At 72.4% G+C, this 24,836-nt stretch carries 16 protein-coding genes; 6 read left to right on the top strand and 10 right to left on the bottom strand.

Going from position 1 to position 24,836, the window contains the following annotated elements:
* Positions 1-132 precede the first annotated feature (132 nt).
* Positions 133-912 (top strand): hypothetical protein, encoded by a 780-nt coding sequence (locus tag OG870_RS28740; RefSeq protein ID WP_266519897.1) that lies wholly within the window; start codon positions 133-135, stop codon positions 910-912.
* Between the two features lie 28 nt (positions 913-940).
* Here OG870_RS28740 and OG870_RS28735 read toward each other — a convergent pair whose 3' ends face one another.
* Entirely contained in the window at positions 941-2,896 is a 1,956-nt protein-coding gene (locus OG870_RS28735) for a cell division protein PerM (RefSeq protein WP_266589475.1), read from the bottom strand.
* Between the two features lie 96 nt (positions 2,897-2,992).
* Here OG870_RS28735 and OG870_RS28730 point away from each other — a divergent pair, with 96 nt between their 5' ends.
* Positions 2,993-4,069, top strand: coding sequence for a helix-turn-helix domain-containing protein (locus OG870_RS28730; RefSeq protein WP_266589473.1), 1,077 nt, complete (start codon positions 2,993-2,995; stop codon positions 4,067-4,069).
* A 111-nt stretch (positions 4,070-4,180) separates the two neighbouring features.
* Here the strand turns inward: OG870_RS28730 and sucD are convergent, their stop codons facing one another.
* The 7 genes from sucD to OG870_RS28695 form a co-directional block, all read right to left on the bottom strand.
* Entirely contained in the window at positions 4,181-5,065 is an 885-nt protein-coding gene (gene sucD, locus OG870_RS28725) for a succinate--CoA ligase subunit alpha (RefSeq protein ID WP_266589471.1), read from the bottom strand.
* A 22-nt stretch (positions 5,066-5,087) separates the two neighbouring features.
* On the bottom strand, positions 5,088-6,266 hold the full coding sequence (gene sucC / locus OG870_RS28720; RefSeq protein ID WP_266519889.1) for an ADP-forming succinate--CoA ligase subunit beta: 1,179 nt from the start codon (positions 6,264-6,266) through the stop codon (positions 5,088-5,090).
* 592 nt (positions 6,267-6,858) lie between these two features.
* A complete protein-coding gene (locus OG870_RS28715; RefSeq protein WP_266589469.1) occupies positions 6,859-8,781 on the bottom strand; it encodes a hypothetical protein in 1,923 nt (640 codons plus the stop codon).
* A 257-nt stretch (positions 8,782-9,038) separates the two neighbouring features.
* A complete protein-coding gene (locus OG870_RS28710) occupies positions 9,039-10,109 on the bottom strand; it encodes a hypothetical protein (protein ID WP_266589467.1) in 1,071 nt (356 codons plus the stop codon).
* Between the two features lie 340 nt (positions 10,110-10,449).
* Positions 10,450-11,616, bottom strand: a complete 1,167-nt coding sequence (locus OG870_RS28705; RefSeq protein ID WP_266519876.1) for a VWA domain-containing protein — start codon at positions 11,614-11,616, stop codon at positions 10,450-10,452.
* Between the two features lie 202 nt (positions 11,617-11,818).
* On the bottom strand, positions 11,819-14,257 hold the full coding sequence (locus OG870_RS28700; RefSeq protein ID WP_405624688.1) for a DUF5682 family protein: 2,439 nt from the start codon (positions 14,255-14,257) through the stop codon (positions 11,819-11,821).
* Positions 14,258-14,363: 106 nt separating this feature from the next.
* Positions 14,364-15,512 carry an ATP-binding protein gene (locus tag OG870_RS28695; RefSeq protein WP_266519872.1) on the bottom strand — a complete coding sequence of 383 codons (1,149 nt, stop codon included), beginning with the start codon at positions 15,510-15,512 and terminating at the stop codon, positions 14,364-14,366.
* 133 nt (positions 15,513-15,645) lie between these two features.
* Between OG870_RS28695 and OG870_RS28690 the strand changes: the two genes are divergently transcribed.
* The gene (locus OG870_RS28690; protein ID WP_266589463.1) at positions 15,646-17,001 is read left to right on the top strand and encodes an SWIM zinc finger family protein; all 1,356 of its coding nucleotides are present in this window, start codon (positions 15,646-15,648) and stop codon (positions 16,999-17,001) included.
* Between the two features lie 106 nt (positions 17,002-17,107).
* Complete coding sequence (locus OG870_RS28685) at positions 17,108-18,724, top strand: DUF5691 domain-containing protein (RefSeq protein ID WP_266589461.1); 1,617 nt, start codon at positions 17,108-17,110, stop codon at positions 18,722-18,724.
* A gap of 188 nt (positions 18,725-18,912) precedes the next feature.
* On the opposite strand, the gene OG870_RS28680 is transcribed toward OG870_RS28685, so the two are convergent.
* Positions 18,913-19,329: a cobalamin B12-binding domain-containing protein gene (locus OG870_RS28680; protein ID WP_266520578.1), complete on the bottom strand. Its 417-nt coding sequence runs from the start codon at positions 19,327-19,329 to the stop codon at positions 18,913-18,915.
* A 353-nt stretch (positions 19,330-19,682) separates the two neighbouring features.
* Between OG870_RS28680 and OG870_RS28675 the strand changes: the two genes are divergently transcribed.
* Both OG870_RS28675 and OG870_RS28670 read left to right on the top strand, forming a co-directional pair.
* The gene (locus OG870_RS28675) at positions 19,683-20,549 is read left to right on the top strand and encodes a lipase family alpha/beta hydrolase (protein WP_266589459.1); all 867 of its coding nucleotides are present in this window, start codon (positions 19,683-19,685) and stop codon (positions 20,547-20,549) included.
* 265 nt (positions 20,550-20,814) lie between these two features.
* Positions 20,815-22,278, top strand: a complete 1,464-nt coding sequence (locus OG870_RS28670; RefSeq protein ID WP_266519864.1) for a M23 family metallopeptidase — start codon at positions 20,815-20,817, stop codon at positions 22,276-22,278.
* A 48-nt stretch (positions 22,279-22,326) separates the two neighbouring features.
* On the opposite strand, the gene pcrA is transcribed toward OG870_RS28670, so the two are convergent.
* Positions 22,327-24,819 carry a DNA helicase PcrA gene (pcrA, locus tag OG870_RS28665; protein WP_266519862.1) on the bottom strand — a complete coding sequence of 831 codons (2,493 nt, stop codon included), beginning with the start codon at positions 24,817-24,819 and terminating at the stop codon, positions 22,327-22,329.
* Positions 24,820-24,836 lie beyond the last annotated feature (17 nt).

The following is a 24,836-nucleotide window of genomic DNA, read 5'->3' as shown; positions in this document are numbered from 1 at the left end:
AAGGTAGCGTCTGGGAGGGCCCGGGCGGGAACGTGGTCGTCGCGCTGTGCGTTTCCGAAGTGACGGGTCACGAAAGACAGCCGTACGAACGCCTGATCATCGCCGTATCTCCTAGGGGAAGACGCTCACTTGATGTCGGACCGCAGCCTGCGACTCCTCAGACTCCCTCCGCAGTCCGCGCAGGGAGGGAAGCGTGGCGCCGTCCTGCTGCGGGAGCGGCCCGCCTCGCCTCCCGATGCTCCCTCGGACAAGAAGTCCGGTGACGAGCAGAGTGGTGGCACCCAGGACGACAACCCCTTCGCGCCACCGCCGGAGGGCACCCCGGACCGTCCGTGGCAGCCGCGCCGCCCCGCCGACGGGGAGAGCGGCGACGGATCGGACGACCCCGACTCCCCCTGGGGCAGTCAGTGGAGCGACCGCCAGCCGGGCCGCTCCCCCGGCGGGTTCGGCGAGCGTCCGGGCCGTCCGCCGTCCCCCGGCCCCGAGGGCCAGGGCGGCAACACCCCGGGCTCGGGCATGCGCTGGGACCCGACCGATGCCTCCCAGCGCCGCGCCCGCTTCGCCCTGCTGAGCGGCATGTGGGCCTTCTTCTTCGCCCTCTTCAGCTGGCCGTACGTGGCCCTGCTGCTGGGCGCCCTCGCCCTGTACTGGGGCGTGAGCAGCCTGCGCACCAAGCCCGGCAAGCCCGAGCCCACGGGCACTCCGCCCGCCCGCCCCCAGACGACGGCGGCGGTGACCGGTCTGGTCACGGCCTCCCTGGCCATCGCCCTGGTCGCCGCGACCTTCACGGCCCAGCTGGTCTACAGCGACTACTACTCCTGCACGAACGACGCCCTCACCAACCAGGCGAAGCAGTCCTGCACCCAGCTGCTGCCGAAGGAGCTGCGGGGAGTGCTGGGGACGAACGGCTGACGGGCAGCGGGGCGGAGCCGGTCGGCGTTCACTGTGCGGTCGGTGCGTCGGGCATTGCGGGTCCGTCGGGCGTTGTCGGTTCGTCCGGTACGTCCGCAGCGGGCGGTGCATCCGGCACGTCCGGTGTCCGGGGCAGGTCGGAGGCGCTCTTCAGTGCCGCCCAGCGGGCCTCGCGGGTGACGTCGTCGCGCCATGGGGTCGACGGCTCGGGGAGCGGTTTGACGGGCAGGAAGTCGTACGGCGCGTACATGGCCTTGTCCCGGTCGGGCAGCGGGCCGTACACATCGCCCTGGTCGTAGGGCACGGTCGACTTGCCCGTCCCCGCCGGCGCCACCTCCTGCGCCTCCCGGCCCGGGCCCTTCCCGATCCCGAACCACGCTCCGATCGAGACCACCGCCCGTCGGACCCGGCCCCTGCCCCTGCCCTTCGGCGTCTGCGATCCCGGCTCCCCGATCCTCGGCCCCGCGACCTTTGACCCCACGGCCTGCGGCTCCTTCGACTTTGCGCTCTTCGACTCTGCGCTCTTCAGCTCCGCACTCTTCGGCTCCGCACTCTTCGCTTCCCTGCTCATCGACTCCACGCTTCTCGACTCCACGCTTCTCGACTCCCCGATCTTCGGCTCCCCGATCTTCGGCTCCCCGGACTTCGGCTCCCCGGTCTTCTGCCGCCCGCTCTCCTCGGCCACCTTCCGCTTGCGGCACCGCCAGGCCCGTAGGCCCAGTGCCGTCGGAATCGCCACGGCCGCCGTCCATACGAACGCCGCACCGCCCGTCGCCCACCACACCGGCCCGAACCGGGCGAGCGCGTGCACTCCGAGTCGTCCGCCCGCCAGCCCCGCGAGAACGGCCGTGCCGGCCGCGCAGAACAGGGCCGCCAGTGCGGCGGTCCGCCCGGCGGCGGGGTGGTCCGCCCGGCCCACGAACCAGCCGACGGTCAGCGCGGCCGTCAGCGGAGCGACTCCCGCGAGCCAGTTCAGCCACGTTCCGGTCCCCGCCTCCGGTACCGCGGCCAGGAGCGGAAACGCCGGCAGCAGGGGTTCCGGCGCCGCCGACAGCGGCCCCACCACATGCCCCGCGCCCAGCACGAACCCCGGTCCGAGGGCGTAGGCCGCCCCCCACACTGCCGCGTTCGGCACCAGCAAGAGGCACAGGACCAGGACGGCGAAACGGCCCGACCAGCCCTCCGTGAGCTGCAGGAAGGTTGCTCGCGCCGCCTCGCCGTGCCACACCAGTGAGACCGCCAGCAGTACCGCCCCGCCCCCTACGAGCGCCGCCGTGCCCGCACCCGCGGCCCGCGCCGCGACAGCCAAGCGCGCGCGGGTGTCCGACCGCGGGAACCAGCGCCGTAGCCCCGCCGACCGCAGGGCCCAGCGCCGCATCCCTGGCGGCAGCAGCTTCAGGAGGCCGACGACCGCCTCACGCGGGTGCCCGTACGCCGTCCACACCCCCGCTCCGGCCGCGGCCATCACGACCAGCAGCGGGCACCCCGCGGTCCGCTCCCACGACGGCCGCAGTTGTCCGCCGGACGCGTACAGGGCGGCGGCCGTGCCGACGCCGAGATAGCCGAGGACGACACCCACCCAGGCCGCACGACCGGACCCGAGCGGTTCGTCCTCCCCGCCGCCGTCCACCGCGTCCCGCGCCGCCCGGTGCACCAGCCACACCGGCAGGGCGAGCAGCAGCAGCGGTGTGATCCCCACCGGCACGGGGGCACCGGAGAGCGTGTCGGTGCGGACCAGTTCGGCGCCGTGCGCCAGCAGCCAGAGCGCCGCGGCGACGTGCAGCGCCGCCCCGGGCCCGCTGTCGGGATACGGCGAGCTGATCCACAGCACCACCACGAGAACGGCGAGCGACCCGAGCCCCAGCCCGGCGGCCAGCACACCGCCCACGAGGCCGGCGCCGAGGCCGGGCGAGCGGTCGCGCATCCGGGCCGGCAGGGACGACAGGGGAGGTCGGCGAGCGGTCATCTGGGTCACGCCCGCCATGCTCCCAACGACACGCGCTTTCTCGTCGTAACAGGCAAACCTCCGAAGTGTCGCTCAATATACGTTTATGTACTTTTTCGTACGTAAGGGTGCCCCGTGACGCCGAACCCCGCGAGCCCGCTGCCGCCGCCCACGGAACGCCGACGCCTGCGCGAGGCGGCCTCGCTGACGCAGGATCAGGTCGCCAAGCGGCTCGGTGTCCCCGGCAGGGCCGTGGCCTCCTGGGAGGGCGGACGCACGACACCCCGCGGCCGCAAGCGCCGGGCCTACGCGGCGCTCCTGGCCGAACTCTCCCGGACCGGCCCCGAGGTGACGGTGGGGACGGCGAGTCCGGAGAAGCAGCCGACGGCGGCCGATCCCACGCCGGCCGCCGCTCCCCTGACTCCCGCTCAGGCCTTCGACGCGCTGTACGCCTTCTGCGCCCCTGCCCTCGCACGGCAGGCCTACCTGCTCACCGGGCGGCGCGAGCTGGCCCGCGAGTCGGTCGAGCGGGCCTTCCAACTCGCCTGGCAGCGCTGGCCCGAGGTGGCCGTCGACCGGGACCCGGCGGGGTGGGTGCGGGCGACGGCGTACGAGTACGCGCTCTCCCCCTGGCACCGCTTCCGCCCCCGCTACCGGCACCCCGAGCCGCCGCCCCCCGACACGGCCGACCGCGCGCTGCTGGACGTACTCCTGAAACTCCCGTCGCCACACCGCCGGGCGCTGCTGCTGTACGACGGTGTCGGCCTCGATCTGCCGGAGACCGCGGCCGAGGCGGAGGCGAGCACACCGGCGACGGCCGGCCGGCTGCTGCACGCGCGCGAGGTGATCGCCGCGCGCCTGCCGGAACTCGCCGACCCGGCCGTGCTCCATCGCCGCCTGACCGAGGTGGCCTCCACGGAGCTGCTGCGCGCGGGCAGACCCCCGGCGGTGCGGACGAGCGGCGAACGCAGGGCACGCTTCTGGACACGGGCCGCCATCGCCTTCACCGTGGCCCTGATCGGGACGACGGCACTCACCGTGCGAACGGCCCCGACGCACTACGAGCCTCCGGTCGCTCCGGGCGCGCAGGTGCAGGGAGTTCCACCGCGGGTGGCCCAGGGGGCGCTGTCGGAGGCACAGGCGCAGCTGCGGACGAAGCTGCGAACGGCGACGGCGCACGGGCCGGAACGGCTCGTACCGCTGATGGATTGATCCTCGTTGCGAGTTCGCGAGTTCGCGAGTTCGCGAGTTGTTCCTCATGCCGATGGGCCCGCCCCCTTCGCGGGGAGCGGGCCCATCAACGTTCGGTCAGGAAGCTGCCGTTCAGCCGGCGAGGATCTCGCGAGCCAGCTTCGCCGTCTCGGTCGGCGTCTTGCCGACCTTGACGCCGGCGGCCTCGAGGGCCTCCTTCTTGGCGGCGGCCGTGCCGGAGGAGCCGGAGACGATGGCGCCGGCGTGGCCCATGGTCTTGCCCTCGGGCGCGGTGAAGCCCGCGACGTAGCCGACGACCGGCTTCGACACGTTCTCCTTGATGAAGGCCGCGGCCCGCTCCTCGGCGTCGCCACCGATCTCACCGATCATGACGATCAGGTCGGTGTCGGGGTCGGCCTCGAACGCGGCGAGCGCGTCGATGTGCGTGGTGCCGATGATCGGGTCACCACCGATGCCGACGGCGGAGGAGAAGCCGATGTCACGCAGCTCGTACATCATCTGGTACGTCAGCGTGCCGGACTTCGAGACCAGGCCGATGCGGCCGGGCTTGGTGATGTCGCCCGGGATGATGCCGGCGTTCGACTGGCCCGGCGTGATGAGACCGGGGCAGTTCGGGCCGATGATCCGGGTCTTGTTGCCCTGGGAACCGGCGTACGCGTAGAACGCGGCCGAGTCGTGGACCGCGATGCCCTCGGTGATGACGACGGCGAGGGGGATCTCGGCGTCGATCGCCTCGACCACGGCGGCCCTGGCGAAGGCCGGCGGCACGAAGAGGACGGATACGTTCGCGCCCGTCTTCTCGATCGCCTCGGCGACCGTGCCGAAGACCGGGATCTCGGTGCCGTCGACGTCGACCGTGGTGCCCGCCTTGCGCGGGTTGACGCCACCGACGATGTTCGTGCCGTCGGCCAGCATGAGCTTGGTGTGCTTCATGCCCGTGGAGCCGGTCATGCCCTGGACGATGACCTTGCTGTCCTTGGTGAGGAAGATAGCCATGGCTGTGTCTGTCCCTCTTCCCTTACTTCGCAGCCGCGAGCTCGGCGGCCTTGTCGGCCGCGCCGTCCATGGTGTCCACGCGCTGCACCAGCGGGTGGTTGGCGTCGGAGAGGATCTTGCGACCCAGCTCGGCGTTGTTGCCGTCCAGACGGACGACGAGGGGCTTGGTGACTTCCTCGCCCTTGTCCGCGAGCAGCTGCAGCGCCTGCACGATGCCGTTGGCGACCTCGTCGCACGCGGTGATGCCGCCGAAGACGTTGACGAACACGGACTTGACGTCCGGGTCGCCAAGGATGATCTCCAGGCCGTTCGCCATGACGGCCGCGGAGGCGCCGCCGCCGATGTCGAGGAAGTTGGCGGGCTTGACGCCACCGTGCGCCTCACCGGCGTACGCGACGACGTCCAGGGTGCTCATGACGAGACCCGCGCCGTTGCCGATGATGCCGACCTCGCCGTCGAGCTTGACGTAGTTGAGGTTCTTCTCCTTGGCGGCGGCCTCCAGCGGGTTCGCGGAGTCCTTGTCCTGGAGGGCCTCGTGCTCCGGCTGACGGAACTCGGCGTTCTCGTCCAGGGAGACCTTGCCGTCCAGGGCGATGACGTCGCCGGAGGCGACCTTGGCCAGCGGGTTGACCTCGACGAGGAGAGCGTCCTCCTCGACGAAGGTCTTCCACAGGGTGACCAGGACGTTCGCGACCTTGTCGGCGACCTCGGCCGGGAAGTTCGCGGCCTCGACGATCTGGCGGGCGACCTCGGGGGTCACACCCACGTTGGCGTCGATCGGCGTCTTGGCGACGGCCTCGGGGCGGGTCTCCGCCACCTCCTCGATCTCCATGCCGCCCTCGACGGACGCGATGGAGAGGAAGGTGCGGTTGGCACGGTCGAGGAGGAAGGAGACGTAGTACTCCTCCAGGATCTCCGGGGCCGTCTCGGCGATCATCACCTTGTGGACCGTGTGGCCCTTGATGTCCATGCCGAGGATGTTGGTCGCGTGCTCGACCGCCTCGTCGGTGGTGGCGGCGAGCTTCACGCCACCGGCCTTGCCGCGGCCGCCGACCTTCACCTGGGCCTTGACGACAGACTTGCCACCGAGGCGCTCGGTGGCTGCGCGGGCCGCCTCAGGCGTGTCGATGACTTCACCGGCCAGCACCGGTACATCGTGCTTGGCGAAGAGGTCCCTCGCCTGGTACTCGAACAGGTCCACGCGCTTCCGTCCCTATCAGTGATCTCGCGGTTCGTTGGATGCGTGGGCGTGCCGCGAAGGGCAACGTGACGTCCGCATGTGTCACAAGGGGGGCGCACACGGTGACCGAGCGCGCGGCATGTCCGTCTCGCAGGTTATCGCTGCTTGCAGGAGGCCCCTAAATCGAGCGTCACACCTGAGCGGTGATACCTGTCACATGATGCCGCGCTCACTGGCACGGCGTGCCGAATGTGAGGCCCCTGAGGGGTAAGGGGCGGGGACAGGACGGGCGACGGGACGGGGACAGGACCGGGGCAGGACGGGGACAGGACCGGGGCAGGACGGGGGCAGGACGGGGGCAGGGCGGGGGCACGGAAAGGGCCTCACCGGGCTGGGGTTGACCCGGTGAGGCCCCTTTCACACCCCCGAGGACCCGAACGGGCCGCTCAGAGGGCTGTGGGCGAGCACGATCCCCACCCCAATGGGGACCGGCCGGCCCGTTCCGCGGGATTTCGGTCGGACGAGACCGACGGCATTCGGCCGTCCGGGACCTTCGACCTCGCGGAGTCGGTCGTGCGGCGCACTGAGCGCGTGCGCCGCCGATGGCGGGCGATCAGATGCTGTACGGGGTGCCGTACTGCATGTTCTGCACGTCCCTCACGTCCTGTGCGTTCATCACGTGGTGCGCGTAGCCCGGCGTGAGCGAGCCGGCGACGCCCTCGACGCCGGTGAGGGCGTGGCCTGCGAGCGGGCCGGCGGTGGAGCGGACGGTGCCGGTCAGGTCGTCGTCGAAAGGTGCGACCCGGCCCACGACACCGTGGGCGAACGGGTCGACGTCGCCGACGACGCCGTACGTGAAGGGGGTGACGTCGCCCGCGACGCCGTACGCGAGTGTCGTCGCGCCGCCGGCGACGCCCCCCACGACCGGGCGGACGGTCTCGGTGACGGTGTCCACGACGGGCTGTACGGCACCGGTGACCCCCTGCGCGAACTGCGGCACCTGGCCCGCGACGCCGTACGCCAGCTCGGTCCCGTCACCGGCCACGCCGTACGCGAGCGGCACCGCGGCCTCGGCGACCCCGCCGACGAACGGCCGGACGTCACCCACGACGCCGTACGCCAGCCCGCCCGTGTCCGTCACGGCCTGTCCGGCGACCGGCAGCACGCCGTCCACGGCGGTGTGCGCGACGGGCGGCAGCACGGTTCCCGTGGCGTCGTCGAGGACCTGACCGACCAGACCGGTGGCGTACGGCGGCACGTTCGCGACGGCCCCGCCCGCGACCGGCACCGCTCCGTCCACCGCACCGCCGGACACCGACCGCACACCGGAGACCGCACCGCCCGCGACGGGCGTCACGCCCTGCACGGCGTCGGCGGCGACCGGCCGCACGCCCTGGACGCCACCGGCCGCGACCGGCTGTACGTCGGCCACCGCCCCGTACGCCAGCGCCGTCGCCGTGCCGACCGCGTGCCCGGCTGTCTGCGCGACCCCTGACACCGCACCGCCGGCCACCGGCGTCACGCCGTACACGGCGCCGGTGGCGACCGGCACCACGCCGTCCACCGCGTGAGCGGCGACGGGAACGACCCCGGCGAGGGCCTGCCCGGCGACCGGGACGACGCCTGTGACCGCCTGGCCGGCCACCGGCGTCACGCCGTGCACGGCACTGGTCGCGAGCGGTGGGACTGCGGCCGCGACCGTCTCGTCGGCGATCGGCGTGACCGTGCCGGGCACGCTCCTGACGGTGCCGAGGACCTTCTGCTCAACCCCGCCGATCGTGCCCGTGACCTGGCTCGGGACGGCGGAGACGGTGGCCCGGGCGGCGCCGCTGACGGCACCGGCCTCGCCCTGCGTGGTGGCGGTCACATCGGTGGCGCGGCCCCGGGCTCGGCTCGTCGCGGTCCGCGCGGTGCTGTGGACGGCGTCCGTGGTGCGGGTCGCCGACTGTACGGCCTGGAGCTTCGTCTGGGCGGCCGCGAGGGCCTGCTCCAGCTCCGGTGCGAAGGCGGCGAGGGGGCCGAAGAGGTAGTCGACCTCGCCCCGGATGGGGGTGGTCGTGTCGGAGACGGTGGTCCGGGCTGTGGCCTGCGCGTGGGTCTGGGCGGCGCGAGCGGCCTTGGCGCCCTGGATGGCGGCGGCGCCGCGGACCTTGGACGCGTTGTTGGCCGCCTGGGGGACGGAGACCTTGGCGTCGACGTACTTGCGGGCCTGCTCGACGGTGCCGCCGGGCGTCGTCCTCTCGGCGCTGCCGACGGTTCCGGTGACGGTGTCGGCGTCGGTGACCGGGGAGGTTGCCTTGGCCGTGGTGTCTTGGACGGCCGCGTCCTGGACGGTGGTGACGACGCCGTCGACCGTGTCGGTGAGCGCGCCCGTGACGGTGCCGAGCGTGCTGTCGGCGTCGGCGTCGGAGGTCGCGTCGGACACCGACAGGGAGGAGGCGGGCAGTTCGTCGGCGCTGGCGACGGCGGAGCCGAGCGCCCACGCGCCGGTGACTCCGGCGGCTATGACGATGGAGCGACGGATGTTCTTGTTCATGCGTGCGTCAGATCCTTAGATCCCTGGAAACGCCGGCTCTCCGCGACCTCGGGGAGGTCCAGAGCGTTCCGGTGCTTCTTCGAAAGGCTTGGGGCATTTCCGGCGCCGTTCGCGGTCGCGGTCCGGGCAATCGGGACCGGTGACCAGCGAAGTCGGCGGCTTCCGTCCGGAGACCGGAGAACGGAGAGGGGTCCGGACGGGCGGGCAGACCTGTTCCGCCCCCGCGCGGCAGGTCTGTGGCGGGGGAAGGGTCTGCTCTAGCCGGGGAAGACGGGGATGTCCCGGTGCCTGTCCCGGGTGCCGGCCGCGTCCGCGTGAGCGGCGGCGCCGGGCACGAGCCGCAGAGGCGCCCGGTGGTTCAGGGCGACGGCGTGTGCGTCACCGTGCCTCGACGCGCCGTTGTTCACGGCGCACTGGTTGCCCAGCGCGCCGGTCGGGTCGCCGTCGGGCGCCTGACGGGCCGGGGCGTGACCGGCACCGGCGGCCCGCTGCCGGTCGCCGTGTGCGGTGGCACCGGCCGCGGTGACTCCGACGGTGAGCCGTGGCCCGAACGCCGTGCCGCTCGCGCCCGCCGCAGCGGAGCGCCTGTCGTCGACGGCCCCCTCGGTCACCGAGCCCGCGGCACCGGACTGCGGCACGTGCGTGAACGGCACGGGAAGTATCCGGCCCGGCTGCGCAGGGAAACGGGCCAGCGAACGCAGGGACGGCAGGCTCGGCAGCGACGGCGCCCCGGGCAGCGCGGGCAACGATGACAACGGCGGTATCTGCGCCGTCACTTCACCCAGCCCGGCGTGCACGACCTCCGCCAGTCCACCGACCGGCCGCTCGACACCGTCGGCCACGGACTTCACGAGCTGGACGGAGGGCTCTGCGGGCGAACGCGCGGAGTTCGAAGTGGAGGTGGAGGTGAGGGAGGCCGCGGTGGTGGAGGTGGGGATGGGGGAAGTGGTGGAGGCGGGCTTGGGCTGGGCCGGAGTGTCCGGGAACGGCTCGGCCGGAGTGTGGGCCTTTGGCTCGGTGGCGAGCGGCGCGGAGCGCACCTCAGGTCCGGCCGCCGTGTCCGCCAGTCGGCCGGCCGTGGTCACCGTGGTGGCCGTGGTGGCCGCACCGCTCGTCAACGACCCGACGCCGTCCGCCGAGGCGGCCGGCGCGACCTCGGACGAGGTGACGGCAGCCGGCACCTCCTCAGCGGCGTGTGCCTGTTCCCCGCAGAGGAACCCGAGCGCGAGCAACCCGCCCACCAGCACGACCACTTGCAGCGCACGCCGTCCGGCCGCCGTGCGCATCACGCGCAGAGCGGCACCGGGCAACGCTGCTGGCCAGGTCAAGGGGGCGGGTCCTCCGTGCGGCGGAACGGATTGCACATGCCGAGGCATAACGGGCCACGAGTCGGCGCGACGCGGCACGGGTGAGCCGAGCGCGGCGCACCGCTGATGAGGCGTCGATCCTCGCACGGCACTCCCGAGGTTGCGCAAGCCCCCTGTTACCGATGGGTAGCCATGTCCGTTTTGCTGGTCGGATTCGGACGGTGACGGGTCGACAAATCGTCAGCGAACGCCCGCTGCCCGGCCGATCGTCATGCTGCGCCGGCGCACGCGGTGCCGACGCGCACCCTGTGTCCGCCCATGCCGTGTCCGCCCATGCCGTGGTCGCTCAAGCCGTGCCCACTCATGCCGTGTCCGGTATCGGCAGCGGCCGCTTCTCGATCGCCGCCGCCATCACCTCCGGGAAGAGATCGGGTGTGCAGGCGAACGCCGGTGCCCCCAGCGCGGCGAGCGCGGCCGCGTGCTCCCGGTCGTAGGCGGGCGCCCCTTCGTCCGAGAGCGCGAGCAACGTCACGAACTGCACTCCCGACGCTTTCATCGCGGCGACCCGCTTGAGCATCTCGTTCCGTATCCCGCCCTCGTAGAGATCGCTGATGAGCACGACCACCGTCTCCGCGGGCCGGGTGATCTGCGACTGGCAGTAGGCGAGCGCCCGGTTGATGTCCGTACCGCCGCCCAGCTGTGTGCCGAACAGCACGTCCACCGGGTCGTCGAGCTGGTCGGTGAGGTCGACGACCGCCGTGTCGAAGACGACGAGTCGCGTGGAGATCGTCCGCATCGAGGCGAGCACCGCTCCGAACACCGATGCGTACACGACCGATGCCGCCATGGATCCCGACTGGTCGATACAGAGGATGACCTCCTTCTTCGTGGACTGGGACGCCCGTCCGTACCCGATGAGCCGCTCGGGCACGATCGTTCGGTACTCGGGCAGGTAGTGCTTGAGGTTGGCCGCGATGGTGCGGTTCCAGTCGATGTCGTGGTGGCGCGGCCGGTTGATCCGGGCACTGCGGTCGAGGGCGCCGGTGAGGGTGGCCCGAGTGCGTGCGGCAAGCCGCTTCTCCAGGTCCTCGACGACCTTGCGCACGACGGCCCGTGCCGTCTCCTTCGTCGTCTCGGGCATGGCCTTGTTGAGGGAGAGCAGGGTGCCGACGAGGTGTACGTCGGCCTCCACCGCCTCCAGCATCTCCGGCTCCAGCAGCAGCGTGGACAGCCCGAGCCGGTCGATGGCATCACGCTGCATGACCTGGACGACGGAGGAGGGGAAGTACGTCCGGATGTCCCCGAGCCAGCGGGCCACGGACGGCGCCGACGCCCCGAGCCCCGCCGAACGGTCCCGCCCTGTCTGTCCCTGCTTGTCCGCCCTTCCGTACAGCGCGGCCAACGCCCCGTCCATCTGGGCGTCCCGCCCCGACAGTGCGCAACCCGTGCCGTCGGCCGCGTCGCCCCCGAGCACGAGCCGCCAGCGCCGCAGCCGCTCCCGCGCCGGATCCATCGCCTCGGTGGTCATCGGCACGCCCCCGCGCGGGGGCGGTCCCAGAGCGGCATGACGGCGACGGCGACCGCTGTGGGGCGGCGGTCCTTGGCTCCCCCCACGTACCTGTCGCCATTCCTGCCGGCGGCCGTCGCGACGATGTCCTTTCGCGATTCCGTCAGTCGGCCCTGTGGCAGTCGGTCCGTTGCCAGTCGATCCGTTGCCAGTCGGTCCTTTGTCATACCGCCACCCCCGCAAGGTCGTTGTCGACGTGCTCTTCCGATCCCCTCGGGCCACCGGGTTCCGCGATGCCGAGCAGCAGCCGGACCACCGGCAGCACGGCCTCCGCGCGCCCGAGGTCAAGGTCGGCCGCGAAGCCGGGTATGCCGGAGCCGGCGGCTGTCACACTCCCCCGCTCCCCCGGTCCACGCCGGACCAGTTCGCCCAGCGTCCTGCGCACGCCCGGCTCATACACCGAGAACGTCCGCCGCAGCAGGGGCAGTACGTCCGTGAACGCCCCCGCCGGCACCCCGGTCAGCCAGGCGTCCACCAGCCCGAGCAGCCGCTCGTCGTGGACGAGGAGCATCCCGCCACCGGACCCTCCGCCGACGAAGCCCTCGATCCACGCGGCCGCATCCCCCGGCGGCGTCCCCGGTGAGAGCACGAGCCCCATGAGCCGCGCCGCGTCGTCCTGCCCCAACTCCCCGTCGTCCAGCAGCAACCGCACGGCCCGTCCCCGGACCACACCGGGCACGGTGTCCCGGACGGACAGCACGCGCAGGACCGAGTGCCAGCGGCCACGCAGATCGCGGTGTTCGGGCGCGGGCGCCTCGCCCAGGAGCCCCACCGCCCCGTGCACCGCGTCCACATGGCGTCGCATCTCCTCGGCCGCATCCGCGTCCAGGGCCGCACAGGCCGGCGGCAGGCCGACGAATATCCGCTCGGCGAGACCCGCCGCGACCCCCACCAGCGCCCCGGTGTCCGTGCCGCGCACATCGCCGTACCGCAGGGAGCGGACCAGGGCCGGCAGGGCCTGCGCGAGGTGGCCGACGTCCGTGTCGAGGGCCGCCCGGTCCGCGAGGACCTGCATCACCACGGGTAGTGCTGCCGGGAGTTCGGCCAGCAGGCAGCGCTCGGCGAGCCCGGTGACGTCGGCCAGAGCCTGCGCGGCGACGGCGTCCGCCTCGGCCTTGGCCGTCGCCGCGGCGAGCACCGTCGTACCCCACACACCGGCCTCCGCCACCCGCACGGACAGCTCCGGCTCCCAGCGCAGCCGCCACGTCTCCCGGAACGTGCCCGTACTCCCCCGCGAGGCCAGCGGTTCGCCCCATCCGACGCCCAGAAGCCGAAGTCGGTGCAGCAACCTGCTGCGCCCGGCGTCGGTCTCCTTGCGCAGATCGAGCTCCAACTCCCGCTCCAGTGCCTCCGGTTTGAGCCGCAGCCTGCGCTGGATCCGGTCCAGGTCCCGCTGCAGCGGCACGGCGGGCGCGGCCTGCGGGACCTCCCCCAGCACATCCCCGACGACCAGCCGGTCGTGCACCAGCGCCAGCGGCACGTCCGAGCCCTCGCACATCACCGCACGCACGGCGTCGGTCGTCTCGCCGAGTCCCGGCAACGGGCGGCCCCGCATCGCGGCGAGCGTCTCGGCCAGCCGTACCGCCTCGATGACGTGCGCCGGGGACACGATGCGGTCCTCTTCGCGCAGCAGTCCGGCCACTTTGGTCATCCACCGCTCGACCGGCCGGTCCTGGGCGGCGAACAGGTGCCCGTACCAACCCGGCGAGTCGATCCCCGCCCCGTATCCGCTGACCCGCGACAGCCTCCGGTGCGTCCATGGCACCCACGTCATGTCCGCCTTGACCTTGGGCAGTCCCTTGAGCAGCGCCCGGTCCGCGGCGACGGCCGTCTTCTCCCGCAGCGCGGGCACGTGCCAGGCCCCGCACACGACGGCCACCGCGTCCCCGAACTCCCGCTGCGCGGCCCGCACCTGGAGCCGCATGTACGCCTCCCGCACGAGATCCCGGTCATGCCCCCCGCTGCCGTACACCTCGCGCAGTGCCGCCATGGCCTCCTCGAGCACGACGAACGGCGCGAACGCGTCCCCCTCGCCGGCTCCCCGGTGCTCGACGACGTCCTCCCACCACCGCTCGGGATCGTCGTGACCGGCGGCTTCCGAGAGCACGGCGAGCGGGTCGACTCGGACGTCGGCGTCCGTGCCGGCTCCGCCGTCCGCGGCCGAATCGGCGTCGTCCTCGCCCCCGGCGCCCGTTTCCTTTCCGAGCTCCTCTCCCTCGCCCTTCCCCCAGGCCAGCGTGTGCGTGGCGGGCAGGTCGATGAAGCGTGCCGGGACCTCGTGCCGCAGGGCCCACCGGATCGCGACCCACTCGGGGGAGAACTCGGCGAGCGGCCAGAAGGCCGACCGGCCGGGCTCGTCCACGGCGTGGGCGAGGAGGGCGACCGGCGGCCGCATGTCCTCCTCGGCGGCCAGCGGGATCAACGCGTCGGCCTCGGGCGGTCCTTCGACGAGCACGACCCGGGGCCGGGCCGCGTCCAGCGCCGCCCGCACCGCGCGTGCCGAGCCGGGCCCGTGATGCCGTACGCCGAGCAACAGCGGCCCGTCCCCGGCAGCACCGCTCCCGCCCCTCTCAGCCCCTGTCACACCGTCCCCCCTCGCCATCGCAACCCCCGAATGCCACCCTCGTCCGCCGTGCACACGGAGCCGCCCGATCCCTTTTCCCCGCCCGGCTGCTTGCTTCCGCCCGTACGACCCCATCCCAGGTCGTTCACGCGCTCACCTCCCGGCAGGCCCGGTAGAAGTCCTTCCAGCCGTCGCGCTCGCGGACGACCGCCTCCAGGTACTCCTGCCAGATGACGCGGTCGGCCGCCGGGTCGCGGACGACGGCGCCGAGGATGCCCGCGGCGACGTCGCCGGCCCGCAGCACGCCGTCGCCGAAGTGAGCGGCCAGCGCGAGCCCGCTGGTGACGACGGAGATCGCCTCGGCCGTCGACAACGTGCCGCTCGGCGACTTGACCTTCGTACGGCCGTCGGACGTGATCCCGTCGCGCAGCTCACGGAAGACGGTCACGACACGGCGGATCTCGTCGACGCCCTCGGGCACGGCCGGCAGGTCGAGGGAGCGGCCGATCTGGTCGACGCGCCGCGAGACGATGTCGACCTCGGCTTCGACGCTCTCGGGCAGCGGCAGCACCACCGTGTTGAAGCGGCGGCGCAGGGCGCTGGAGAGGTCGTTGACCCCGCGGTCGCGGTCGTTGGCCGTGGCGATCAGGTTGAAGCCGCGGACCGCCTGTACCTCCTGCCCCAACTCCGGTATCGGCAGCGTCTTCTCGGAGAGGATCGTGATCAGCGTGTCCTGCACGTCGGCCGGGATACGGGTCAGCTCCTCCACTCGCGCCGTCATCCCCTCCGCCATGGCCCGCATGACCGGGCTGGGCACGAGGGCGTCGCGGCTGGGGCCGTTGGCGAGCAACTGCGCGTAGTTCCAGCCGTAGCGGATCGCCTCCTCCGGCGTGCCCGCCGTGCCCTGCACGAGCAGCGTCGAGTCGCCGCTGACCGCCGCGGCCAGATGTTCGGACACCCAGGTCTTCGCGGTGCCGGGGACGCCGAGCAGGAGCAGGGCGCGATCGGTGGCGAGTGTCGTGACGGCGACCTCGACGATGCGGCGCGGGCCCACGTACTTCGGCGTGATCACCGTGCCGTCCGGCAGGGTGCCGCCGAGCAGGTACGTCGCCACCGCCCACGGCGACAGCCGCCAGCGGGCCGGGCGCGGGCGGTCGTCCTGCTCGGCGAGCGCGGCGAGTTCACCGGCGAAGGCGTTCTCGGCGTGCGGTCGCAACGCCTCGGCCGGCTCCTTCGCGAGTACTTGGGCTGCTTCGACGGTCGTAGGTTCCACGGACTCCACGGACACAGACATGGCTGAGGCCCCCTCCAGCTCGGCCGGTTCGGATCTGTCACCAACCGTGCACCACGCCACTGACAATGCGTTCCGACCTGGGCAAACGCGCTCGCGAGGCCGATTGTCAGTGGTGGGATCTACCTTCGATGTCATGACTCAGCAGGGGGTGCGCTGGAGCGCGGATCAGGTGCTGGCACTGGCGCCTGACATCGCGTCACGCAAGGCGGGCAGCAAACTCGGTGCGGCGGGGCCGTGGTCCGAGGCGGGGAGTTCCGACGAGGGGGCGGTGTGGGGGCTGTGCAAGGGCAGTGGCAGCAAGCCGTATCAGACGGTCGTCGACCTCGCGGACGCTGCGGGTCCCGCGTACAAGTGCAGTTGTCCGAGCCGCAAGTTCCCGTGCAAGCACGCTCTGGGCCTGCTGCTGCTCTGGGCGGGCGGGGACGGCGCGGTGCCGCGGGGGCAGGTGCCGGACTGGGCGGAGCAGTGGATGGAGGGGAGAAGGCAGCGCGCCGGACTGAAGCAGGCGGCGGGGGCGGCCGGTTCCTCTTCCGGATCCGGTGATCCGGAGGCCGCGCGGCGCCGGGCGGAGCGCCGTGCCGAGCGGATCACCGCCGGCACGACCGAGCTGGAGCAGCGGCTGGCGGATCTGCTGCGCGGCGGTCTCGCGAGCGCGGAGCAGGCGGGGTACGGGCTGTGGGAGGAGACGGCGGCACGCATGGTCGACGCCCAGGCACCGGGACTGGCCGCGCGGGTGCGGGAGTTGGGGGCGATCCCGTCGTCCGGGCCCGGCTGGCCGCTGCGTCTGCTGGAGGAGTGCGCGTTGCTCCATCTCCTGGACCAGGGCTGGCTGCACCGCGAGCGGTTGCCGGACGGTCTGGCGGCGACGGTCCGTTCCCGCGTCGGCCTGCCCGGCACGGCGGACGGCCCGCCGCTCAGGGACCGCTGGCTGGTCGTCGCCCAGTACGACACGGCCGACTCACGCCTGACGACCCGCCGGATCTGGCTCCACGGCACCGATTCGGACCGCACCGCGCTGCTCCTCTCCTACGGCGCCGCGGGCCGCGCCCCGGAGCTCACGCTGCCCGTCGGGCTGGCCCTGGACGCCGAGGTGTCCGCGTACCCGGGTGCCGGGCAAGTGCGCGCGGCCCTGGGCGAGCAGTTCGCACCGCCGGCTCCCACGCACACGCGGCCGCCGGGAGTGACGACGGCCCAGGCGGCCGCCCGTTACGGCGAGGCGCTGCGGGCCGACCCTTGGCTGGACTCCGTCCCGGTCGCGCTGGACCGGGTCATACCGGTCCCGGACGGCGACTCATGGCAGCTGGCGGACGCCGACGAGGACGCGGCGCTGCCACTGGCTCCCGCCGTCCGTGCCCGGCCCGGTCTGTGGCGTCTGGTGGCCCTCTCGGGCGGCGCCCCGGTCAGGGTCTTCGGCGAGTGCGGCCACCGTGGCTTCACCCCGCTGACGGCCTGGCCGGAGGAAGCGGGAGAGGCGGTGCAGCTGTGCTGACCCGGCCCACCGCACCCCACCGCCTCTTCCTCACCCTCCATCCATGCCTCAGCAGCCCAGCGGTCCTCGACCGAGCAACCCTGCGCAGCCCAGCGAAAGGAACCGCATGAACAGGACGTCCACGCCTGTGGATGCGCCCGCCCCTGGCGCCTGGGAGGAGCTCGTCACGGTCGCGCTGCTCGGGACGGAGCGGCGCACCCCGCCGGGCGGTGCACCGGGGCGGGAGGCACCGGTGGCGCTGCTGGACGCGGCGGCCGCGGAGACCGTACGGCGGCGAGCCGGGCTGCGTCCCGGGCGGGCGGCCCGGCGGCCGGAACCGGCTTCCGAGGACCCACGCCCCGCGCTGCCCGCCGCGGCGGCCCGCAGGCTCTCGCTGCTGCTCACCGACCGTCCCGGCACGGGCGGCGGCCGCCGGGGCACGGCTCCGGACCTCATGGAGCTGCTGCCCCAGTGGCTCGCGACGGCGAACGCCCGTGGCTTCGCGGCGCCCCCTCAGGCGCTGCCCGCACTGCTGGACGCGGCCCGTGGGCGTACGGACCTGCGGCCGGCGGCGCTGACGTTCGCGGGACCGCGGGCCGTGTGGCTGGCCCGGCTGAACCCGGACTGGCGGTTCGCCCTGCGCGCGACGCCGGGCGGAGGCACCGCCCTGCCGCACCCCGAGGACACGGAGCAGACCCGACGCCTGTGGGAGGAGGGCCTGTTCGCCGAGCGCGTCGCGCTTCTGTCCGGCATACGCGCCCGCGAGCCCGCCGCCGCGCGTGAACTGCTCACGACGACGTGGTCGACGGAGCGGGCCGAGGACCGTCTGATGTTCCTCGACTCGCTGCGCGCGGGACTTGGCCCGCAGGACGAGCCCTTCCTGGAACAGGCGTTGGCGGACCGCAGCCGCAATGTGAGGGCGACGGCGGCCGAGCTGCTCTCCGCGCTGCCGGGTTCGGCGCTCGCCGCCCGGATGGCCGTCAGGGCCGCTGCGTGTGTGGCCGTGGACCGCACGCGGGACACACCGACGATCACTGTCGAGGCTCCGCACGAGTGCGACGCGAGCATGGAGCGCGACGGTGTCGCGGCCAAGGCTCCGGCAGGACGGGGTGAACGGTCGTGGTGGTTCGGCCAGTTGGTGGAGGCGACACCGCTCGGGACATGGTCCGCGCGGCTCGGTGGGCGTACGCCCCGGCAGATCGTGGCGCTGCCGGTGACGGACGACTGGCAGGGCGAGCTGCACGCGGCATGGTGCCGGGCCGCCGTGCGGCAGCGGGAGCCCGAGTGGGCCCGGGCGCTGCTGGGGACACCCTCCGCCCCGGAGGCCGGCGGCCCGGGCGCGGTGTCGCTGGCCGAGCGCGCCAAGCTGCTCGGCACCCTCAGCGCCGCCGAACGGGCCGACTGGGTGGCCGGGTTCATCGCGACCCATGGTCTGTCCGAGGCCTTTCAGCTGCTCGGGGTGTGCGCGGTGCCCTGGACCGCGCCGCTGGGGCGGGCGGTGGTGGACGCTCTCGACATCGCGCGGGACGCGGGAAGTTATCCATGGAGTTTCAGCGGAGTGATGGGCCTGGCGGAGCGCTGTCTCGACCCCGGCGAGGCGAGCCGCCTCGACGGCCTCCTGGCGATACCGGACGAACCGGAGGACGCGTCGCCCGGCGCCGGGGGCTACTGGGCGGAGGCCTTCCAGCGCCTGGTCACGACCTTGCGGCTGCGGGCGGTGATGGTGGAGGAGCTGGGCGGGTAGCAGGTCGCCCTGCCAGGGGACGGCAACCTGTGAGGGGGCGGCACTCTTCCAGGGCCGGCCGGTTGTCTCCAGCCCGTCCGGCGTTTGAGGACGAGGCCCCTCGGGCCGAAGGAGGGTCTGGGGGCACAGCCCCCAGGGCCGGTCACCCCATCCGACCCGCGCCGCACAACGGCCGCACCGCCGGAGGCCTATGCCCCCGTCGACTGCCGGACGTTGGCCCGCACCCAGTCCACGATCGACCGAGTGGTCGCCCCGGGCGTGAAGATCTCCGCGACGCCCTTCTCCTTCAGCGGACGGATGTCCGCCTCGGGGATGATCCCGCCGCCGAAGACCAGGATGTCCTCCGCGTCCCGCTCCTTGAGCAGGTCGATCACGGCGGCGAACAGCGTGTTGTGGGCGCCGGAGAGGACGGACAGCCCGATCGCGTCGGCGTCCTCCTGGATCGCCGTGCCGACGATCTGCTCGGGAGTCTGGTGGAGCCCGGTGTAGATGACCTCCATACCGGCGTCGCGCAGCGCCCGCGCGATCACCTTGGCACCCCGGTCGTGGCCGTCGAGCCCCGGCTTGGCCACCACCACGCGGATCGGACCGGCGTCCACACCCATGTCTGCCTCCATGAAGCGACTGCACTCATCCCTACCGACGAGTACTGCAGTACCCGCACCGGCCGGGAATGTGAACGAACGTTATCGCCAGCATCCCGCAACCGGCAGTTTCGCGGTGTTGACCGAGGGGGAAATCACACGATGGGACACGTTCACCGCGCACCGTTCCGGCGGGAACAGGCGCAACAGGAGCCGCAACGAGGTCGCCGCAGCACGGCACCGCAGACCGCGCGCCGTGGCGGTGCGGTGTGTCGACGACGGCATGAAGAACCGTCGACCGCCTCCCTCGCGGCTTCTCACGAGGGCACACGGGGGACAGAGGCGTCCTCCTGCGTGCCGACAGGAGGCCGGCCATGAAGGTCACCAGGGCAGCGATGCCCCTTCTTCCGCTCTGTCAGCGGATGCTCCCGGGCAGACTGGCGGGACTCTCCCTGGCCCTGCTGAAGGCGACCGCCCTGGAGTTCGCGATCCTCGCCGGGCACCTCCTCCTCTATCCCTCCGGCATCACGCAGGAACGCCGCGGGTCATCGGCCCGGCTCCCCTCCTCGGACGGCGCGGCACAGCTGCCGACCGAGACCAAACCCCCGGTCGTCCTCCTGCACGGCTTCATCGACAACCGCTCGGTCTTCGTGCTGCTGCGCCGCAGCCTCGCCCAGCACGGCAGGCAGCAGGTCGAGTCGCTCAACTACTCGCCGCTGACCTGTGACATCCGCACCGCGGCCGAGCTGCTCGGCCGGCACATAGAGGAGATCTGCGAGCGCACGGGCAGCAAGCACGTCGACGTCGTCGGGCACAGCCTCGGCGGGCTGATAGCGCGGTACTACGTGCAGCGGCTCGGCGGTGACATCCGCGTCCGCACGCTGGTGACGCTCGGCACCCCGCACTCCGGCACCCGGGTGGTCCCGCTGGCGAACGCGCACCCGATCGTGCGCCAGATGCGCCCCGGCTCCGCGCTGCTCGAGGAGCTGACCCGGCCCGCCCCGGGCTGCCGTACGCACTTCGTGAGCTTCTGGAGCGACCTCGACCATCTGATGGACCCGCTGGAGACCGCCTGTATCGACCACCCTGACCTGATGGTGCAGAACGTACGGGTGAGCGGGATCGGCCATCTCGCCCTGCCCGTGCATCCCGCCGTCGCGACCGGGATACGTCAGGCCCTGGACACCGAGCGGACAGGAGCCGAAGCCGCCGCCCGCACCGGCGGCCTGACAGTGGCCTGACCGCCCCCGTCACAGCAGGCTTACGGCCTTCGGGCAGCACTCGGGCAGCACTCGGACGACCTTCAGACGGCCTTCAGACGGCCGATCGACCTCGAACATTCTTCGAACGCAGGGCCAAACTCGTGCCCGCCGTCCCCCGAAACACGGCCGAATGCCCGTTTCCTTCGCGCACGAAACCTGTTGAAGATTGTCGAGCCCGTATACCGACGGGTACAGTCGCCGCACTGCTCTGGCAGCCCCTGTTGTCGAGGCGAAAGAGAAGTTGGTGAACGACCGTCACCCGTCGGGGACCATGACCCCGGCTCCGGCTTCCGACGCCGCCACGGCGCACTATGCCTCGTACGGCACGCAGGAAGCCCAGTACGGCGACTTCACCACGTACGGCGGCTATGACACCAACGGTTTTGCGACCGCCGGTCACGGCACCGCGACCTTCGACGCCGACCCCCTGTTCGGCAGCCTCCCGGGCGACAGCACCGGCGTGCACGACGCGCAGCAGTGGGCCACGGGCAGTCACCAGACCCTGAACTACGACGACGCGTACGCGGCCCAGCACTACGCCGCCTACGACACCGGCGCGTACGACACGACCGCCTGGAGCGCCGGCCACCAGCCGCTCTCCGCCATCCCGCCGCAGGCCACGGGGCCCGACGTCTCCGGGCAGTGGGACGCGAACGCCTGGCTCCAGCCCGATCAGTCGGGCGTCCCCGCCGACGGGACCCAGCAGTGGGAGTGGGGCACCCAGGCCTTCGACACCGGGGCGTACGACGCCACGCAGTGGAACGCCGGGAGCCACGAAGGCGACGACACGGCCGCGCCCGCCGACGACTACGAACAGCAGGCCGAGCAGGGCTCGTACGACCAGCCCACGCCGGACGGCGGCCAGTTGGACGCCACCGGAGAGCTGCCCTCCGTCGCCCCCGTCGCCCCGCTCCTCGACGACCAGGAAGAGGTCACGCCGGCTCCGGCGTCGCGCGCGGCCTCGCGCAGCGGGAGCCGTTCCCGCCGCCGTGCGCCCGCCAAGCGCTCCGCGCTGCTGACGATCGCCGTGCCCTCGGCGTGTGTGATGGGCGTGGCCGGTATCGCCGCCGCGTCCGTGGGCACCTTCGGCGGCGACCAGGACACCTCCGCGAGCGCGTCGGACGCGCACGCGGTGAAGCCGGCCGCCGCGAACAACAAGCTGGACTCCCAGATCCAGAGCCTCTCCGCCGGCGCCGACGACTTCGCCGACCGGGCCAGCCGTACGCAGGAGCGCATCGACCTCAAGGCCCAGCAGGCGGCCGACAAGAAGAAGGCGGCGGAGGAGGCGGCCCGCAAGGAGCGGCTGCGCCCGAAGTTCGCACTTCCGGTCGCCCAGAAGGGGCTCAGCGCCTACTTCGGCCAGGCAGGCATCAACTGGATGTCCGTGCACACCGGCATCGACTTCCCGGTCTCGTACGGCACGACGGTGATGTCCGCGGTCGACGGCACAGTCCGCACGCAGTGGAACAGCGCGTACGGCAACATGATGATCGTGACCGCGAAGGACGGTACGGAGACGTGGTACTGCCACCTCTCCAGCTACCGCGTCTCCACCGGTATGTCGGTGAAGGCCGGCCAGCCGATCGCTTACTCCGGGAACTCGGGCAACTCGACCGGTCCGCACCTGCACTTCGAGGTCAGGCCGGCCGGCGGTTCGGCGATCGACCCGCTGCCGTGGCTGCGCAGCCACGGCCTGGACCCCACGTAGGACCGTGGGACCCGAGGACCACGCCCCCAGGTCCCACGCCCGTTGTTCCTACAGCTTCTCCACCGGCGCGTACCGCAGCAGCAGCCGCTTCGGCTTGGCCTCGCCGAAGTCGACCGTCGCCTCCGCGTTCCCGCCCGTGCCCTTCACCGCCACGACCGTGCCGAGTCCGAACTGGTCATGGGTGACCCGGTCGCCGACCGCCAGCGAGACCACCGGTTTGTCGGAGGCCCGGCGGGTGGCGAAGCCGGACGCGCCCGATGCCGACGAGCGTGAGCGGGAGGATGACAGCGAGGCCGCCACTCCGGATACCGGGCCGGAGGCGACCGGTGCCGTGGCGCCCGTCCGCTTCCAGTCGACATGCTGCGCCGGAATCTCCTCCAGGAACCGCGAGGGCGGGTTGTACGAGGGCTGGCCCCATGCGCTGCGCAGGGACGACCGCGTCAGATACAGCCGTTCACGCGCGCGCGTGATGCCCACGTACGCGAGCCGCCGCTCCTCCTCCAGCTCCTTCGTCTGACCGAGGGCGCGCATGTGCGGGAAGACGCCGTCCTCCATGCCGGTGAGGAAGACGACCGGGAACTCAAGGCCCTTGGCGGTGTGCAGGGTCATCAACGTGATGACCCCGGAGCCGTCCTCGTCCTCGTCCGGAATCTGGTCCGAGTCGGCGACCAGCGCGACGCGCTCCAGGAAGCCGGCGAGCGAGCCGGGCTCCTCGCCCTCGCCGGACTCCTGCTCGAACTCCAGGGCCACGGCGGCGAGTTCCTGGAGGTTCTCGATCCGGGTCTCGTCCTGCGGGTCAGTGGAGGCCTGCAACTCGGCGAGATAGCCGGTCCGTTCGAGGATCGCCTCCAGGACGGTCGCCGGGCCGACGCCCGACTCGACGATCGTCCGGAGATCCTCCATCAGCGTGTTGAACTTCTTGACGGCGTTCGCCGACCGGGCGGCCATGCCGTACGCCTCGTCGACGCGCTTGAGCGCCTGCGGGAAGCTGATCTTCTCGCGCTGGGACAGGGCGTCGATCATGGCCTCCGCGCGGTCGCCGATGCCGCGCTTGGGCACGTTCAGGATCCGGCGCAGCGGCACCGAGTCCTCCGGGTTGGCCAGCACCCGCAGGTAGGCCAGGACGTCCCGGACCTCCTTGCGCTCGTAGAAGCGGACGCCGCCGACGACCTTGTAGGGCAGGCCGACGCGGATGAAGACCTCTTCGAAGACGCGGGACTGGGCGTTCGTGCGGTAGAAGAGGGCGACGTCGCCCGCCTTCGCGTCGCCCGCGTCCGTGAGGCGGTCTATCTCGTCGGCGACGAACTGGGCCTCGTCGTGCTCGGTGTCGGCGACGTAGCCGGTGATGCGCGCGCCCGCGCCCGCGTTGGTCCACAGGTTCTTGGGGCGGCGCGACTCGTTGCGCTCGATGACCGCGTTGGCCGCGGAGAGGATCGTCTGCGTGGAGCGGTAGTTCTGCTCCAGGAGGATCGTCGTCGCGTCCGGGTAGTCCTCCTCGAACTGGAGGATGTTGCGGATCGTCGCGCCGCGGAAGGCGTAGATCGACTGGTCGGCGTCGCCCACGACACACAGTTCGGCGGGTGGGAGGTCGTACTCGTTGGGCGGTACGTCAGCTTCGTCGGCGCGCTGCGCGGTGCCCACGAGTTCCCGTACGAGCGCGTACTGGGCGTGGTTGGTGTCCTGGTACTCGTCGACCAGGACGTGGCGGAAGCGGCGGCGGTAGTGCTCGGCGACGTCCGGGAAGGCGCGCAGCAGGTTGACCGTCGTCATGATCAGGTCGTCGAAGTCGAGGGCGTTCGCCTCGCGCAGCCGCGACTGGTACATGGCGTAGGCCTGGGCGAGGGTCTTCTCGAAACCGTCCGTGGCCTGGGCGGCGAAGTCCTCCTCGTCGATCAGCTCGTTCTTCAGGTTCGAGATCTTGGCGCTGAAGGACTTCGGCGGATAGCGCTTGGGGTCGAGGTCCAGGTCGCGGCAGACCAGGGCCATCAGGCGCTTGCTGTCGGCGGCGTCGTAGATCGAGAAGGAGGAGGTGAAGCCGAGCTTCTTCGACTCCCTGCGCAGGATGCGCACGCACGCGCTGTGGAAGGTCATCACCCACATCGCGTTGGCGCGCGGGCCGACGAGCTGCTCGACGCGCTCCTTCATCTCGCCCGCGGCCTTGTTGGTGAAGGTGATCGCGAGGATCTGGCCCGGGTGCACGTTCCGCTCGCCCAGGAGGTGGGCGATGCGGTGGGTGAGGACGCGGGTCTTGCCGGAGCCGGCGCCCGCCACGATGAGCAGCGGGGTGCCTGAGTGGACGACGGCCGCGCGCTGGTTCTCGTTCAGCCCGTCCAGGAGTGCGGCGGCGTCGATCGCCGGGCGCGGGGCGCCGTCGCGGTAGTAGGCGTCCCGGTCCGGGGGCGCGTCGAACTTCCCGCCGAACAGATCGTCCGGAACGGGCTCCGGCAGGTGATCGTCCTCGGGCGGCGGCGGGGATTCTTCCTCGTGGCCGCGGGGGGCCTTGAGATCCGCCAGGAAGCTGTCGTCAAAGAGGCTGCTCATCGCCTTCCGAGTCTAGG

It is taken from the genome of Streptomyces sp. NBC_00461 (assembly GCF_036013935.1).
GTDB lineage: Bacteria > Actinomycetota > Actinomycetes > Streptomycetales > Streptomycetaceae > Streptomyces.
This window is presented reverse-complemented; position numbering and strand designations above follow the sequence as displayed.

Coding starts and splice junctions, on each gene's coding strand:
- OG870_RS28740 (WP_266519897.1), top strand. CDS start 133: ATGTCGGACCGCAGCCTGCGACTCCTCAGACTCCCTCCGCAGTCCGCG.
- OG870_RS28735 (WP_266589475.1), bottom strand. CDS start 2,896: ATGGCGGGCGTGACCCAGATGACCGCTCGCCGACCTCCCCTGTCGTCC.
- sucD (WP_266589471.1), bottom strand. CDS start 5,065: ATGGCTATCTTCCTCACCAAGGACAGCAAGGTCATCGTCCAGGGCATG.
- OG870_RS28715 (WP_266589469.1), bottom strand. CDS start 8,781: ATGAACAAGAACATCCGTCGCTCCATCGTCATAGCCGCCGGAGTCACC.
- OG870_RS28705 (WP_266519876.1), bottom strand. CDS start 11,616: ATGACCACCGAGGCGATGGATCCGGCGCGGGAGCGGCTGCGGCGCTGG.
- OG870_RS28700 (WP_405624688.1), bottom strand. CDS start 14,257: ATGGCGAGGGGGGACGGTGTGACAGGGGCTGAGAGGGGCGGGAGCGGT.
- OG870_RS28695 (WP_266519872.1), bottom strand. CDS start 15,512: ATGTCTGTGTCCGTGGAGTCCGTGGAACCTACGACCGTCGAAGCAGCC.
- OG870_RS28690 (WP_266589463.1), top strand. CDS start 15,646: ATGACTCAGCAGGGGGTGCGCTGGAGCGCGGATCAGGTGCTGGCACTG.
- OG870_RS28685 (WP_266589461.1), top strand. CDS start 17,108: ATGAACAGGACGTCCACGCCTGTGGATGCGCCCGCCCCTGGCGCCTGG.
- OG870_RS28680 (WP_266520578.1), bottom strand. CDS start 19,329: ATGGGTGTGGACGCCGGTCCGATCCGCGTGGTGGTGGCCAAGCCGGGG.
- OG870_RS28675 (WP_266589459.1), top strand. CDS start 19,683: ATGAAGGTCACCAGGGCAGCGATGCCCCTTCTTCCGCTCTGTCAGCGG.
- pcrA (WP_266519862.1), bottom strand. CDS start 24,819: ATGAGCAGCCTCTTTGACGACAGCTTCCTGGCGGATCTCAAGGCCCCC.